This window comes from Pseudochelatococcus sp. (assembly GCF_050946405.1).
Taxonomy (GTDB): domain Bacteria; phylum Pseudomonadota; class Alphaproteobacteria; order Rhizobiales; family Beijerinckiaceae; genus Pseudochelatococcus.
Genome location: NZ_JBMNUS010000001.1, coordinates 649,342 through 664,455, shown reverse-complemented (window position 1 = coordinate 664,455; position 15,114 = coordinate 649,342). Strand labels below are relative to the sequence as shown.

Genomic DNA, 15,114 nt, shown 5'->3' with positions numbered 1-15,114 from the left:
ACAAGAATTGGCGACATAATGCATGTCCAATAGCAACACATATGATATCGGATAAAAGACGATGCCGACCACAGATACAACCGGGACTGCGGAATCGGCGGACGCCGAAGGTGACCTCGCGGCGGACGGCATCGAGGCCCGCACCCGCGGCATGCGGGTTGCGCTGGTCCACTACTGGCTCGTGACGATGCGCGGCGGCGAGAAGGTGCTCGAATCGCTGTGCCGGATGTTTCCCGACGCGGATATCTTCACCCACGCCTACAACCCGGAAGCCGTCTCGCCGATCGTCAGCCGCCACAAGGTGAAGACCACCTTCATCGGCGGCCTGCCGCGCCCCGCGCGCTACTACAAGAACTATCTTCCGCTCATGCCGCTGGCGCTCGAACAGCTCGACCTGCGCGGATACGACCTCGTCATCAGCAGCGAGTCCGGCCCCGCCAAGGGAATCATACCGCCGCCGGAAGCGCTGCATGTCTGCTATTGCCACTCGCCGATGCGCTACATCTGGAACATGTATCAGGATTACCGCGACAACAGCGGCCCCCTCAAGCGGCTGGCCATGGCCCCGCTCAGCCACTACATCCGCAACTGGGACGCGGTATCCTCGATGCGCGTGGATCATTTCGTCGCCAATTCCGACAACGTGCGCTCGCGCATCCAACGCTATTACCGGCGCGACGCGTCGGTGGTCTACCCGCCCGTCAAGGTCGAGGATTTCACGCCGGTGCCGCCCGCCGAGGCGGAAGATTACTATCTGATGGTGGGCGAACTCGTCAGCTACAAGCGCCCCGAGATCGCGGTGGAGGCGTTCAACCGCCTCGGACGCAAGCTGGTGGTAATCGGCGGCGGCGAGCTTCTCGAAACGATCCGGCGGCTGGCCGGCCCGACCGTCACGGTGATGGGGCCGCAGCGCTTCGACGTGCTGCGCCATCACTACGCCCGGTGCCGGGCGCTGGTGTTTCCCGGCGAGGAGGATTTCGGCATCGTTCCCGTCGAGGCGATGGCGAGCGGCCGGCCCGTCCTCGCCTATCGCCGCGGCGGCGCGCTGGAGACGGTCGCCGAGGGCGTATCGGGCCTGTTCTTCGATACCCAGTCGGTCGATGCCCTCATCGAAGGCGTGGAGCGCATGGACAGGTTCGCGGTCGATCAGGAAGCCATCCTCGCCCATGCGCGCGGGTTTTCCGAACCGCAGTTCCGCCGCCGCATGTGGGCCGAGCTTTCCCCCCTGCTGGGAAGCGACGGAATCTGATCATGCGGCAACCGGCGGACGCGCAACCGGACCTCGCATTGTTTTCAGCGGCCGATGCGGACGGCCCGCGCCGCTCCGCACGATGACAGAAATTTGAGGGTCGGACCAGAATGACGCTGCGCATCCTTCACATCCTGAACCACACGAACCGCCTCAACGGACATGTCCATGCGGCCGTCGACCTCGCCTGCGCCCAGAAGGAAAGCGGCCACGACGTCGCCATCGCCAGCGGCGGCGGGGATTTCGACGCCCTGCTGGCAAAGGCCGGGGTCGAGACCACGTTTCTCGACCACACCCGCAAGCCGCGGGAGTTGGTGACGGCGCTCACCGCGCTGCGGCGCTTCGTCCGCGCCTGGCGTCCCGACGTCGTGCACGCCCATATGATGACGAGCGCCGTGCTGGCGTTCCCCGTCTGCAAGCTCTCCGGGCTGCCGCTGGTGACGACCGTTCACAACGCCTTCGAGAAGAGCGCCATCCTCATGGGGCTCGGCAACCGCGTCATCGCCGTCAGCGAGGCCGTCCGGGCGTCGATGCGACAGCGCGGCATACCCGCCTCCCGGCTGGCGATGGTGCTGAACGGAACCATCGGCTCGATCCGGTTCCGCGGCAGGGACCGCACGCCCGTCGCGCTGGAATCGCCTTCCATCCTTTTCGTCGGCGGCCAGCACCCGCGAAAGGGACTGCCGGACCTCTTCGACGGTTTCGCCATCGCCCGCGCGAAACACCCGGATGCGCGGCTTTACATCGTCGGCGGCGGGCCGTACCTTTCCACTTACCAGGAAATGGTCGGCAAGGCGCCCTACGCGGAGGCCGTCACCTTCGTCGGCGGACTGGACGATCCCTTTCCCTGGATGCTCGGCGCCGACATCCTCGTGCTGCCGTCGCTCGCCGATCCCGCGCCGCTGGTCCTGTCGGAGGCGCGCGAGGCGGGTTGCGCCATCATCGGCACGAAGGTGGACGGCATTCCCGAGCTGCTGGAAATGGGCGAGGCCGGCATCCTCGTGCCGCCGCAATCGCCGCAGGCGATCGGCGAGGCGTTGTTGAGCCTTCTGGACGACCCCGACAATCTGGCCGAATGGCGCCGGCGAAGCCAGCTCAACATCGGCCATCTGACGATCGACCGCGTCATGCGCGAAACGCTGGCCGTTTACGAGGCCGCGGGAGCAGGAAAGCGGTCCGGGCGCGCGGCGAAGAACTGACGGTCACGCCCCGTCGCCGCTCCTTGAATATCCCGATTCCGGTCTACCGGCAGGAGAGTTTCGATGCAGTCATTCCTTTCCCGACGCACCGTGCTGAAAGCCGGCGCCGGCCTCGTGTCGCTTCCCCTTCTCGCGCGCGCCGCCCATGCCGACGCCTCGCTCGATCCGACGCAAGACCCCACGTTCAACCGTTCGCTCGTGTTCGACGAGGGTTTTGAGAGGATCGATCCCGCGATCTGGCATGCCGGCCCCAAGGCCGGAACCGCCGATGGCGGTTTCTACGGCCGCTCGGCCTTCTCCCGCATCGACGGTGAGGAAGGGTTCAACCCTTATGCGATCGTCGACGATCCCGAAACGGAGAACGGCAAGGCGCTCCGGATCTCGGTGAAATATATCGGCCAACCGATGAACGTGCCGAAATATTACGGCAACAACCTGCCGGAATTCCAGTGGATCTCGGGCAACCTGCAAACCGCGCAGCCGGACGGGACCATCCTCAAGGGCTGGCGGCGCGGCTACTTCGAGGCGAGGATGCGCTTTCCCGCCCATCCGCTGACATGGCCGGCCTTCTGGTTCCTGAACGGCCGCAGCATCCTGCACCCGCGCACCAGCATCGAGCTCGACGTGGTCGAGCACAAGGGCTTCGAGCCCCGCCTCTACGGCGCCTATCTGCACGAATGGGGGCAGCCCGGCGAGCGCCACCAGAGCAGCGGCGTGCCGACCGACGTCGACATGACGGAAGGATACAACCTCTACGGCATATTGCTGGTGAGGAACAAATGCGTCGTCTACTTCAACCGCAAGCCGATCCGCAGCACCTTCAACGGCGAGCCGCTCGTCTGGACCATGGGGCGCTCGGCGGAGATGGACGTGAAGAATGACGTGTTCTGGGCGATCTTCACCCTCGCGCTGCGCTCCGACTACGCCTATCCGAACCCCCTGCTGCCCGAACATCATCTCGCGCACATGCGGGTCGATTACTTTCGCGTTTATCAGTAACGGCAGGGTCGATGTCCGGCGGACCCGGCTCGCCGGACGGCATGAAAGCCCCGCTGCGGGAGCGAGGCTGTCAGGCGGGATATTTCCGTGCGGCCGCCGGGCGGCGTACCGCCTCACGCGGCGGCATGTTTCTTTCCGCCCCCGCCACCCGCGACAAGGCGGGAAATCACGCCGATGCCCGCGCCGAGAACGAATTCACGCAGGTTGACGAAGCCGGTGCGATAAAGCCCGCGCCGGAAGTCGAGTTCGCGCAGTGCGTATCGCAGCCTGCCCGCCTCGCCGTTCCGTTCCGTTTCCGAACGGATCTTGAGCAAGGCCTTGGGAATGACATGGAAGCGCGCTCCGGCCTGCGCCAGACGCACGAACAAATCGTAGTCCGGCAGCCCGAAGCGGTTGCGATAGCCGCCGACCGCGCGCAACAATTCCGTGCGCACGCAGATCGTGGGATGCACGATCACGTTGCGCCAGCGCAGGGCTTGCAGAATAGCCTCATGGGTGACGGGCGACGTTCTGAGCGATGACGGCCGGCCGTCATCGAAAGACTCTTCCGTCCACGACGAGACGAAATCCGTGTCCGGGTGATCGCGCAGATAGGATGCCTTGACCGCGATCCTGTCGGGCAGGTTCACGTCGCCGCCATCCATGCGCATGGTATAGGCGCCCCTGCAAAGCTCAAGACCGGCGTTCATCGCAGACACGAAGCCCTGGCTGCGCGGCAGGCGCAGCAGCGTGAAGGTCGTGGGGCCGCTTTCGTAAAGCAGCCCGAATCGCTCGATCAGGGCTTCCCGCGCGCTGTCGACGGGACCGTCGACCACAAGCACGATCTGGTCCGGCGGCAGCGTCTGCGCCCGCAGGCTGTCCAGGCTTTTTTCCAGGCCAGCGGCCGTCTCGTCGCCGCCGGTGGACATCAGAAGGCTGATGGAAGGCTGCACCGCCGTATCGCTTGCGGCATCGCCGGCCGGGAGCGCACCCGAGGTCATCGCGCGCCCCTTCGCGACAGCACGACGCCGATGGTGCGATACAGAATAATGAAGTCGAACAACAAATGGTGGTTCAGGATATAGCGTTTGTCGAGCGCCACACGCTCCCGATAACCGATGTCGTTGCGGCCGCTCACCTGCCACAGCCCGGTTATTCCGGGACGCACGATCGTGTAGAGCGCAGCGACGTCGCCGTAATGGGCCATTTCGCCCTTCGTCACCGGCCGCGGCCCGACGAGGCTCATATCTCCCAGCAGCACGTTGAACAACTGCGGCAGTTCATCGAGGCTTGTGCCCCGCAGGAAACGGCCAACCGGCGTAACCCGCGGATCGAAAGACAGCTTCTGGTCATGCCGCCATTCCTCGGCCGCCTCGGGGTGCAGGGCGAGATATTCGCCGAGGCACGCCTCGGCATCCACGATCATCGTCCTGAACTTCCAGCAGCCGAACAGTTCACCGCCGCGCCCCACCCGCTTGTGGCGGAAGAAGACCGGGCCACCGTCCATGGCGACGATGGCGCCCACGACGAGGAACAGCGGAAGCGCCAGAATGATGAGGATGAAACTCACCGCCATATCGAAAACACGCTTCGCCGCATCGCGTAAAACATGCATGACGCGCCTCGGACGCGCTTCGCCAACCGGCGCCGAGTGGCCGGAAAAGCCGGAAGGCACCTTGCCGATCATTCGCTGAACCATGACCGCACCCCGCGTCGAGCCATATCTCCAAGCAAGCCCGCAAAGGCGCGAGCCGCGCCGATGCCGGAATTACCGACATGCATCCCGCGCGGATATGCTTGTTCAGATTTTTCTGGCTCTAGTTACCATAACCAGTATGCTCTAGTCCATGATTGAATACAGAAATACGCTAACCGAATGCAACTATCATGATGGCTTAATCCCTTGGAATGAGAGCGTTCATGGCGTTCAATCCGGCTGCGGCAGGGATCGACAAGCGTTGGCGAGCATTGGTTGGCGCAGAACTGTTGCAGAATAGGCACGGTCGACGCGCAAGAAACGACGCGCGGCGGAGACCGCTATTTTCGCGCTATGCGTGCATCAGGCTAAAGAAAAGCGATTTTGGAACATTTGGCGACAAAATAGCTTCAACTGCCCTGCCCATATTGGTATCTATATAACAATACCGGTCATATAATCTAACTTAACGCATCATAATGCGCGATATGGCAGTCGATAAACATCGCATGTCGGCGATTTATCACAGAAATAAAATGAAAAATACTTTGATCCAGCGATCGCATATTACACGCCAATCGTGCAAATTTATTCATCATGCAGACTGTACATCTGCCTCCCTATTGCGCATGAGCGCCGATTACGAAAAAATTACTTGACATAAAACACACACTGAACATAGGTTTCAAGCAGTTCGGTTCTGTTTCCTTACTTTGACCGCAGCAATTTCTGACATGAAAGCATGCACTAAAGGCTGTTATTGACCATGGATGAGGTCTGGACATCGGTGATTTCAACCGAGCGCCGGGAATCCGGCGATGCCGCGCCTTTTGGCCCATCGGGCCGGCCGACACTGCAATCGGACGGCCTGACCTCATCCGGGCACCATCCGCAGTCACTGACAATCTTCAGGTTTACGGAAAGAACGATTGAGCGTGAGGGTGCGTGCGAGGTGCTTTCGATGAAATCGTCAGTTGTTTCCGCAACTATTGAGAAGGCCCTCCCCCCGCAGATAGGTCAGAAATCGTCGCCGGATGCGGAGAGGCGGATTCGCGTTGCATTCGAGGCGCCGCCGGAATATGTCGCCGACATCGCCAGCATGCGCGCCTCATTCGGCGCGGGCGACTTTCCGGTCGTCGCGGCCTGCAACGGAAAAGCGTCTCCGCGCCGCGTCGCGGCCCTGCCCTTGTCGAAACGCAAGCAGCGGGAGCAGGCGGACGATGCCGCCGGTAAAATCGATCGCCGGTCGCTTCTGTCGCCGCGCGAGACGGAAGTTCTCGCGTTGCTGGCGGAGGGGCTGCCAAACAAGCATATCGGCAGATCGCTCGGCATCGCGGAGCCGACCGTCAAATGTCATGTCAAGGCAGTCCTGCGCAAGCTCAACGTTCGCAATCGCTTCGAGGCTGCGATGTGGGTGCTGCGCGCCCGCGGCCAACTCCGCCCCTGACGGCGGCAGCCGGGAGGACGAGACGCCTGAAGATCGTCAGCCGCCCGACTCGGCAATACTTATCGTCGATAGTATTTGTCGGACGGACGAGGGCCGCAGCGCGGCGAACCGGAACGCAACGGTCATGCCGTCTTCATCGGCGCGACAAGGAAAGCGCTTTTCCAACCCGATTCGCCACTCGCCCGGATCGTCGTCGAGCCGCAACTTTACCCCACGGGCGATGCGGAATGGCAACGGCTCAGCGGCCGGCAAGCCTCACCGTGGCCGTTCCCGCGCCCTTTTCGTGCCGCGCGATATCGGTTTTCCGTGCAGAAACCGCGACATATCCTCCAATCGGCAACGCGAGGCTTGCCAAACGCCCTACACAAACCTACGTTAAGCTTATCGATTTTGGCCAGATGACTGGGCCGTTGCCTGTGCTGTCGCGGGTGGACGTTCAGCAAGCTCCAAGTTTCGACCCATCCGGGCAGGAGCGTCCTTGCTCCACCCTTCTATACGCGTTTTATGACGAGGATTGATGTAATGGCTACCGGCACGGTAAAATGGTATAATGAACAAAAAGGTTACGGGTTCATCCAGCCCGACGCCGGCGGCAAGGACGTTTTCGTTCACGTGACGGCGGTTCAGCGCGCGGGCCTCAACAGCCTCGGCGATGGTCAGAAGGTCAGCTACGAACTCGAAACCGACCGCCGCACCGGACGTGAGTCCGCTGTCAATCTGCAAGTGCAGTAATCCGGCCTGAGGCGCCCGCCTGCTTCCGGGAAGGAAGCGGGTATGCGCCTCTCGCCACGCAGCGGCCGCGCCACGCCGGACCGCAAAGCGGATGCCGCTTTTTCGCCGAGGTTGATGCGGGGACAATCGTCAGAGCAGATTTTCGATTCTCGCCAGATACATATTGCCCCGCCGTAACGGTCTTCGAAGGATGAGGCCGGCGACACCGGCGAATTTGCGGCTTTGATAACGCTTTTTCAGGCGGGGCATTGATTGCTTCGCCTGAAATGCTTTATACCAACGACAATTGAACGGCGTTTCCGGCCCCTTTGCGCTGTATCTTGATGGCATCTCGCTATGGGTCGGAGGTGTCAGGTGCTGTTCCGCCGGCACGCGGCCGTTGAGCGGTCATGGCGCGGCGATGGAGAAGGTGTTTTTATGGCTAAAGAAGAAGTGATGGAATTCGAGGGTCTTGTGACCGAGATTCTGCCGGATGCGCGCTACAGGGTCCAGCTCGATACAGGGCATTCCATCATTGCATATACGGCCGGCAAGATGAAGAAGCACCGCATCAAGACGCTTGCGGGGGACCGTGTGACGGTCGAAATGTCCCCTTACGATCTTGAAAAGGGCCGGCTGATTTTCCGGCATCGCGAGCAGAATACCGCACCGCGTCCCGGCGGCGCCGCACGGCCCCAGTTCCGGCGTCGCTGAGCAAGCCGGCGAAGATTTCGCACCTTCGTCGGGGCAAGCTTCCGTGCGGAGCATGTCTCGGTTCGGCGCTTCTCAGTTCAGCGCCTGGATGCATCGCGGACCGTTCTTGTTGTTGATCGTGTCAGGGGGCGGCGCATGGCATCTCCGGCGGGCTTGTTTTCCTTGGTCGACAACGCCGTCAGGCGGTTTCTGTCGCGTCCGGCTTCCACCTCCCCCGCTGCCGCCACACCGGAGCCGGTGTTGATGGCGCTTGCGGCGGTGCTTGTGCACGTCGCCCGCGTCGATGGGGTGATCGTGAAGCGCGAGCAAGATTATCTGGTGGCCGCGCTGGTCGAGCGTTTCGGCCTTCCTCCGGCCGATGCCCAGGCTCTTCTCGCAAGAGCGCAGGACGCGGAACGCGATTCCATCGGGATCGCAGCCGTACTGCGGCCGCTGCGGCGCGAGTTGGACCGGGAAGAGCGCAAACGGCTCATCCGCATCGCCTGGGGCGTGGCGCGATCCGACGGCGCCGTCCATGCTTTCGAGGACGATGCGATCTGGCGCTCCGCCAGGCTGCTCGACCTCAGCGAGAGCGAGATCGCAGCGCTGCGGGAAGAAGCCGCCGCAAACCCCGCGCCATCCGCCACTTCACCGATTCGTGCACACGAATGACGGGCACGGTCTTGAAATCGGCCGGCAGATGCTTGCATTTCATATTGCGATGCAACATATCTTATCGTGCGTGAGTTGGATGCGGACATCGGATCGCCTTGGCGCGTCCGGTCCGCCAACATGAAGCCGGCGATGCAAGCCGGTTCCTTGCAAGGGATGGGACGCCCGGGGATAACCGGAGCTTGAAACCCGTCGATGATGGAACCCATATCATTTCGCCCCCTGCAAGCATTGCGTATCCGCAAGTTGTTCAGCACGGATCTGCCGGAGTATCGTGCGCATCTTCTGCGCCTTGACGCCCAGACCCGCTACAATCGTTTCGGCACCTGCGTGCGCGACGAATTCATCGAATCATACGCAGGCGGCAGTTTCGGCGATGATGCCCTGCTGTTCGGCTACATCGAGAACGGCGAAATGCGTGGCGCCGCCGAGTTCAGGCCCTATGGCAAAGAAGACGTCCGCTATGCCGAGGTGGCGTTCAGCGTCGAGGAAGGCTGGCGGCGGCGCGGGATAGGCAGCGCGCTGTTCGAAAAGCTGCTCGTTGCCGCGCGGAACAGGCGCACGGCGCAACTGGTCATGCATTGCCTGCCGGACAACCGCGCGATGCAGAAACTCGCCATGCAATTCAATGCCCGCCTCCGGCAGCGCCGCGATGAACGGACGGGCGTCATTCTCGATCTGGCGCCCACGCCGATGAGCCTCGCACAGGAGGCGGCGGACGACTGGCGCGCCATTGCGGGGGCCATGATCGGCATTCATCGCCGCGTCTGGGGATCGCAGCGGCCGCTTATTGCCGGCGGGCAGTCCTCGGCCTGAGCCGTCAGGGGCCGGAAGGCCATGTGCAAGGGAAATTTTGTGCAGGGGATTCTTTGCGCATCGGCGCCCTTGCACCTTCCCCGCAAGCGGGCCATCCTCGAAGGCGAGGCGAAGAGGCCCGTTGGGCGCGCCGATAGATCGCGGACGGGAAATCCGGCGGGGAGAGATCGATGAGCGTGTTGCTTGCCATTTCCGGCATGCCCTTGGACATGTGGCAGCGAGAATTCGAAACGCTGCTGCCGGACATGAACGTCTATACGCCGGGAGAGCCGTTCGACCGGCGGGCGATTCATTACGCGGTTGCGTGGCGGCATCCGCCGCGCAGCCTGAACGGCCTTCCCAATCTGGCGGCGATCTTCTCCCCCGGGGCCGGGGTGGATCATCTGCTGCGCGACCCGGACCTGCCGCATGTCCCGATCTATCGCGTTGTGGACGCCGACCTCACGGGACGGATGAGCGAGTATGTCGTGCTGCATTGCCTGCTGCATCTGCGCGGCCTGCTCAGGGACATGCAGAATCAGCGACAGCGCCATTGGGCGCCCGATCCGCTGCAACCCGCGGCCGGCAACGTGAGGGTCGGGATCATGGGCATGGGCGTTCTGGGGCGTGACGCCGCCGAAAAGCTGCTTCACATCGGCTTTGACGTCGCGGGCTGGAGCCGCACGCCAAAGGACGTTCCGGGCATTGCCATGTTCGCCGGCGAAGCGCAACTGCCCGCCTTCCTTGCCCGGACGGATATTCTGGTATCGCTGCTGCCGCTGACTGAAGAGACGCGCGGCGTGCTCAACAAGAGCGTATTTTCCGGGCTTGCGCGTAACGGGCGCATCGGCCGCCCCGTCATCATCAACGCGGGGCGTGGCGGCCTGCAAAACGAAGCGGATATCCTTGAAGCGCTGGGTGACGGCACGCTGGGCGCCGCATCGCTCGACGTCTTCGAGACGGAACCGCTGCCTGTCGATTCGCCGCTGTGGGACCATCCTTCGGTGATAATCACCCCTCACAGCGCGGCGATGAGCGATCACGAAGCCATCTCCCGACGAGTCGCAAGCCAGATCAGGGCGGTTCAGGCGGGCGAAACGCCCGAGGGTCTGGTCAACGTGACAGAAGGATACTGACAAGACGCCCGGCCTTCCGACGGCAGCGAGCATCTGACATTTGGCAAAACCCCTTACCAGGCAAAAGAAATCGGCTGCACGCATTTATGTGGCCGGCATAGTTTTCCACAGGGCGAAAATTGGGACTTGCGCTCAGGGAAAATTCCAGCAATAACACACCCATCGGCGGCGGCGATAGTCGCTCCGAACGATGGATGCGGGTGTAGCTCAGGGGTAGAGCACAACCTTGCCAAGGTTGGGGTCGAGGGTTCGAATCCCTTCGCCCGCTCCAAATTTCTTCAGGAAAATCAAAGCGATAAAGACGGTCCTTCGGGGCCGTTTTTGCTTACAGCGCTTGCGCGATGGCTCTTTGTCAGCAGGTTGTCAGCACGAGAGAGAGCGTTTTGGGATGTCCTGGCGTGTTTTTTTGCGCGGATAACCCCTTGTGTGCAGGTACGATCCATTGGTTTCCTGAAAGCGATTGCAGCGTCGTCAAGCGGCTCCGTGCGACTCTACCGCCCCCTGCACGGCTTGGACGTGCGCCATGTTCCGCCGTTAATACAATCAAGATCGCCGTTATGGGGATGGTTCTATTCGACTCTCGTACTTGCCGCTGCATCGGCACTGGCGCTGTCGTCCTCCTTTCTCCCGGGGAATGCGGAGCCCGCTGCATCGGGCTTCGTCCACACGGCCAACGAGCACGGAAACACGATCAGCCGCATCAACCTGTACGACGGAACCGTGGACATCGTCGCGATCGGCATCAAGCTGCATAATGTCCAGTTCGTGCCGGCCGGAAATCTCCTGCTCGCCGCCGGTACGGTTGTGGGGGAGGAGAACGAAACCTCCCACGGCCATGGCGGTGGAAAGTGTGCGGACGACGGCCATGACGGCGACGGCGGTCATGGGCACGACGGGGCGGTGGGCGCGCCGGTTCTGCTGCGCACGGACAGCTCCGCCTCCGGGCCGGGAGATTCGATCGTTGTCGGCAGCCATCCCGCCCATGTCGTGGCGGACGCGGAGGGCCAGCGCGCCTACGTGACGAATGCGGGCGACGACACCGTATCGACCGTCGATCTGCAGGCACGCAAGGCGGTTGCAGCCGCGGCAACAGGCGAATCTCCGCACGGGTTGCGCCTGAGCCCGAACGGGAAGTCCCTCCTATGTCGCCAATGTCCGGGACGGCACGGTATCGGTCATCGACACGGGTTCGCTGACGGAGGTCGACGGGATCGTGGCGAGCGCCGCTCCCGTGCAGGTCGGTTTCACGCCCGATGGCAGCCGCGTCTACGTCTCGCTGCGTGGCGAGAACAGGGTTACCGTCATCAATACCACGCAGCGGTAGGTCGTTGCCCGCATCGATGTCGGGCGCCAGCCTATCCAGGTCCATGCCACCCCGGACGGCCGTTTCGTCTATGCCGCCAATCAGGGCACCGCGGCCGAGCCGGACGACACCGTGTCGGTCAGCCGGCGTAGCTGACGCCGGAAAGGCCGAGCGAGCCGGCGATACACGTCGCGCCGCCTGACAGGCTGGAAGCGCCCGCGTTCAGGCTGGTGTCAGGAAACTCCCCCACTCGTCGCGGGGCCGTTGTCGGCGCCGCAGAGCGGGGGAGATGCATTGCACGTCGATCTTTCGTCCGACCGTCTGACGACGGCGCTGACCGTCGCCACCGTGGCGGGGATGGCGCTTGCCGCCTTCAACGCTTTCGGCATTCCGGGAGTCTGGGGGTCGGCGGGCGTCGCCCTGGTCTATCTCGCCGGCGGGCTGCCGGCCGGGGCGCGGGCGCTGTCGGCGCTGTGGCGCGAGAAGATCCTCGATATCGACCTGCTGATGGTGATCGCGGCGCTTGCCGCCGCCGCCGTGGGTGCGGCGCTGGAGGGCGCGGTGCTGCTGACGCTGTTCAGCATCTCCACCACGCTCGAACACCGCGCCATGGGCCGGGCGCGGCGCGCCGTCGAGGCGCTGATGGCGCTGCGTCCCGATACCGCCCTGCGGCGCGAACCGGACGGCACGGTGACCGAGGTGCCGGCGGCGGCGCTCGCCCCGGGCGATGTCGTGATGCTGCGGCCCGGCGCGCGCGTGCCGGTGGACGGCGTGATCCTCGACGGCGAGGGATCGCTGGACGAGGCCACGATCACCGGCGAATCGATGCCCGTCCACAAGCGCCCCGGCGCCAAGGTGTTCGAGGCCACGGTCAACCTCAACGGCGTGCTGGCGGTGGAGGTGGCGCGCTCCATCGCCGACAGCACCGTGGCGCGGATGATCGCTCTGGTGACGGAGGCGCAGGCCGCCCGCGCGCCGTCGGAACGGTTCAGCGAGTGGTTCGGCCAACGCTACACCGTGGCGGTGCTGGCTGGCTCGGCGCTCGCTTTCGCGGCCTTCGCCTGGCTCGGCTGGCCGATGCGGGACGCGCTCTACCGCGCCGCGACGCTGCTGGTGGCGGCAAGCCCCTGCGCCATCGTGATCTCCGTTCCCGCCGCGATCCTGTCGGCGCTCGCGTCCGCTGCGCGCGGCGGCGTGCTGTTCAAGGGCGGCGCGGCGCTGGAGACGCTCGCCGAAGTCGACACCTTCGCCTTCGACAAGACCGGCACGCTCACCACCGGCAAGGCCGAGGTGACGAGGATCGTTGCCCGCGACGACGATGCGGCGTTCCTGGCGCTGCTGGCGGGGCTGGAGGCGCAGTCGGAGCACCCCGTCGCCGAGGCGATCCGCCGCCATACACAGGCGCGCGGCGTCGTTCCGACGACCATGCGCGACGTGCAGTCCATCCCGAGCGAGGGCATCGTCGGGGCCGACACCGAGGGCACGCTGTGGGCCGGCAACCTGCGCATGGCGGCACGGATGGGCGCGCCGGCGGACACGCCTGAGTTCTCACGCTTCGCCGAGAGCGCCCAGACGGTCGTCTATCTCGGGCGCGGCAGCCAGGTGCTCGGCGCCGTCAGCGTCGCTGACCGGCCGCGCGAGACGTCCGCCGCCGGGCTTGCCGCGCTCAAGGCCGAAGGCGTCACGACCATCGTCATGATGACCGGCGACCGCCGCGCGGTCGGGCTGCGCATGGGCGCCGCACTCGGCTTCGCACCCGCCGACATCCATGCCGATCTGCTGCCGCAGGATAAGGTGCGGCTCGTCGGCGAACTGACGGGCCGCGGCCGGGTGGCCTTCGTCGGCGACGGCGTGAACGACGCCGCCGCGCTGGCGCGGGCCGATGTCGGCATCGCCATGGGGGCCGCCGGCAGCGAGGTGGCACTTCAGGCTGCCGACATTGCGCTGCTGTCGGACGACATGCAGCGGCTCGCCGCCGCCCGCAGGCTGGCTCGCCGAACCCGGCGGATCATCCGGCAGAACCTCGCCTTCGCCATGGGAGCGATGGCGGTGCTGGTGGCATCGAGCCTGTTCCTCGACCTGCCGCTGCCGCTCGCGGTGCTCGGCCACGAGGGTGGCACGGTGCTGGTGGTGCTGAACGGGCTGCGGCTCCTCGCCGACCCGATCCGCAGCGACCGGGGCTGAACGCCTCGCCCCGGCCGCGCGAGCGATGTCAGCTCCTTTGCGGAACCAGCATCCGCCGCAATGTCCCGTCGTGGAGCCAGAAGGCGTGGAAGAGCGCGCCGGCTGCATGCAGGACGATGAGGATGATGAAGATGGGCTTGAAGATTTCGTGCAGGTCTCCCCACGGTTCGCCGACGTAGAAGCCGAGCAGCCCGGTGACCGGTGCGAGCACGAGCAGCACGTAAAAGAGATGATGCGTGCCCGCCGCAACCCTGGTCAGGATGCCCTCGCCGATCGGCGCCGGCGCGCCGCGAGCGATACGCAGCGCAAGACGCAGCGCCACAAGGGCGAGTACCGCGATTCCGACCCAGTAATGGGCGTTCCCCAACGCCGCGTCGGTGGCGGACATCGCCTTGCCCTCCTCGGCTGCATCAATCACTTCCTTCATGCTTTCGCCGAAGATGAGCTGGAAGAGCACCAGTGCGGCGATGAGCCAGTGGAGCGCGATCTGCGCAGACGAATAGTCGATGGGTCTCGAAGCAGACATCGTGGGTTCTCCTGAATGGGTTGTCGATGGACGATCCCCTTGGGGATCGCTTCCCTGTCGATTAGCGGGGCGCGGCGAGCGATCCGGAGACGGTCGCGGCGTCAAGATCCGCAAGGCCGCCGCCGGGGGCGAATTCCACCTCGATCCGGCGCAGTGTCAGCGTGTCCGGCTGAAGCTGCGCCTCGATGCGGTTGCCGCGCGCATCGACGGCGTCGATCCTGTAGCAGCCGTCATCGGTGCGGATCCGCCGCACCTGCCAGCCCAGCGCCTCGGCCGCCTGGCCCGCCGACTCGCGCGGCTGCCAGCGCGCCATCGGCACGCGACAACCGTCGTCGGCCCGCGCTGCGCCGGCGCCGATGCCGACGAAGGCCAGCGCCGCGAGCAGAACATGTCGTTTCATCCCTCCACTCCTCTTTATAATCATTCAATGTTACGACGATATATGGTTCTGCTGACGCGGGGCTGAACGTCGCACTCCGCGGCATTCAGCCCCGCGTCAGCTTGTGGGCCGACCATCGCCGGGAC

15 protein-coding genes and 1 tRNA gene are annotated in these 15,114 nt (G+C 64.3%); 11 read left to right on the top strand and 5 right to left on the bottom strand.

Annotated elements, in window-relative coordinates:
• Positions 1 to 151: 151 nt before the first annotated feature.
• The 3 genes from ACOYJQ_RS02935 (at position 152) to ACOYJQ_RS02925 (ending at position 3,447) form a co-directional block, all read left to right on the top strand.
• On the top strand, positions 152 to 1,249 hold the full coding sequence (locus ACOYJQ_RS02935) for a glycosyltransferase (RefSeq protein ID WP_433456421.1): 1,098 nt from the start codon (positions 152 to 154) through the stop codon (positions 1,247 to 1,249).
• Between the two features lie 116 nt (positions 1,250 to 1,365).
• Positions 1,366 to 2,448 carry a glycosyltransferase family 4 protein gene (locus ACOYJQ_RS02930; RefSeq protein ID WP_433456419.1) on the top strand — a complete coding sequence of 361 codons (1,083 nt, stop codon included), beginning with the start codon at positions 1,366 to 1,368 and terminating at the stop codon, positions 2,446 to 2,448.
• A gap of 63 nt (positions 2,449 to 2,511) precedes the next feature.
• Positions 2,512 to 3,447, top strand: coding sequence for a 1,3-beta-glucanase (locus tag ACOYJQ_RS02925; protein ID WP_433456194.1), 936 nt, complete (start codon positions 2,512 to 2,514; stop codon positions 3,445 to 3,447).
• Positions 3,448 to 3,560: 113 nt separating this feature from the next.
• Here the strand turns inward: ACOYJQ_RS02925 and ACOYJQ_RS02920 are convergent, their stop codons facing one another.
• Both ACOYJQ_RS02920 and ACOYJQ_RS02915 read right to left on the bottom strand, forming a co-directional pair.
• Positions 3,561 to 4,427: a glycosyltransferase gene (locus ACOYJQ_RS02920; protein WP_433456192.1), complete on the bottom strand. Its 867-nt coding sequence runs from the start codon at positions 4,425 to 4,427 to the stop codon at positions 3,561 to 3,563.
• Positions 4,424 to 5,125 carry a sugar transferase gene (locus tag ACOYJQ_RS02915; protein ID WP_433456190.1) on the bottom strand — a complete coding sequence of 234 codons (702 nt, stop codon included), beginning with the start codon at positions 5,123 to 5,125 and terminating at the stop codon, positions 4,424 to 4,426. The genes ACOYJQ_RS02920 and ACOYJQ_RS02915 overlap by 4 nt, the downstream gene beginning before the upstream one ends.
• A gap of 763 nt (positions 5,126 to 5,888) precedes the next feature.
• Between ACOYJQ_RS02915 and ACOYJQ_RS02910 the strand changes: the two genes are divergently transcribed.
• From ACOYJQ_RS02910 to ACOYJQ_RS02880, 7 genes are all read left to right on the top strand, one after another.
• A complete protein-coding gene (locus tag ACOYJQ_RS02910; protein ID WP_433456188.1) occupies positions 5,889 to 6,569 on the top strand; it encodes a response regulator transcription factor in 681 nt (226 codons plus the stop codon).
• Positions 6,570 to 7,091: 522 nt separating this feature from the next.
• On the top strand, positions 7,092 to 7,301 hold the full coding sequence (locus ACOYJQ_RS02905) for a cold-shock protein (protein ID WP_433456186.1): 210 nt from the start codon (positions 7,092 to 7,094) through the stop codon (positions 7,299 to 7,301).
• 417 nt (positions 7,302 to 7,718) lie between these two features.
• Positions 7,719 to 7,994 (top strand): translation initiation factor IF-1, encoded by a 276-nt coding sequence (gene infA, locus ACOYJQ_RS02900; protein ID WP_433456417.1) that lies wholly within the window; start codon positions 7,719 to 7,721, stop codon positions 7,992 to 7,994.
• A gap of 162 nt (positions 7,995 to 8,156) precedes the next feature.
• Entirely contained in the window at positions 8,157 to 8,645 is a 489-nt protein-coding gene (locus ACOYJQ_RS02895; protein ID WP_433456184.1) for a TerB family tellurite resistance protein, read from the top strand.
• A gap of 195 nt (positions 8,646 to 8,840) precedes the next feature.
• A complete protein-coding gene (locus tag ACOYJQ_RS02890; RefSeq protein ID WP_433456182.1) occupies positions 8,841 to 9,461 on the top strand; it encodes an N-acetyltransferase family protein in 621 nt (206 codons plus the stop codon).
• Positions 9,462 to 9,631: 170 nt separating this feature from the next.
• Positions 9,632 to 10,576, top strand: a complete 945-nt coding sequence (locus ACOYJQ_RS02885) for a 2-hydroxyacid dehydrogenase (RefSeq protein WP_433456180.1) — start codon at positions 9,632 to 9,634, stop codon at positions 10,574 to 10,576.
• Positions 10,577 to 10,772: 196 nt separating this feature from the next.
• Positions 10,773 to 10,847 (top strand) — tRNA-Gly (locus ACOYJQ_RS02880).
• 284 nt (positions 10,848 to 11,131) lie between these two features.
• On the opposite strand, the gene ACOYJQ_RS02875 is transcribed toward ACOYJQ_RS02880, so the two are convergent.
• A complete protein-coding gene (locus tag ACOYJQ_RS02875; RefSeq protein ID WP_377590804.1) occupies positions 11,132 to 11,551 on the bottom strand; it encodes a hypothetical protein in 420 nt (139 codons plus the stop codon).
• Positions 11,552 to 12,173: 622 nt separating this feature from the next.
• On the opposite strand from ACOYJQ_RS02875, the gene ACOYJQ_RS02870 reads away from it, so the two are divergent.
• Positions 12,174 to 14,063, top strand: a complete 1,890-nt coding sequence (locus tag ACOYJQ_RS02870; RefSeq protein ID WP_246375050.1) for a heavy metal translocating P-type ATPase — start codon at positions 12,174 to 12,176, stop codon at positions 14,061 to 14,063.
• 28 nt (positions 14,064 to 14,091) lie between these two features.
• On the opposite strand, the gene ACOYJQ_RS02865 is transcribed toward ACOYJQ_RS02870, so the two are convergent.
• Both ACOYJQ_RS02865 and ACOYJQ_RS02860 read right to left on the bottom strand, forming a co-directional pair.
• The gene (locus ACOYJQ_RS02865) at positions 14,092 to 14,589 is read right to left on the bottom strand and encodes a cytochrome b (RefSeq protein WP_183754361.1); all 498 of its coding nucleotides are present in this window, start codon (positions 14,587 to 14,589) and stop codon (positions 14,092 to 14,094) included.
• Positions 14,590 to 14,650: 61 nt separating this feature from the next.
• Positions 14,651 to 14,989, bottom strand: coding sequence for a PepSY domain-containing protein (locus tag ACOYJQ_RS02860; RefSeq protein WP_183754359.1), 339 nt, complete (start codon positions 14,987 to 14,989; stop codon positions 14,651 to 14,653).
• Positions 14,990 to 15,114 lie beyond the last annotated feature (125 nt).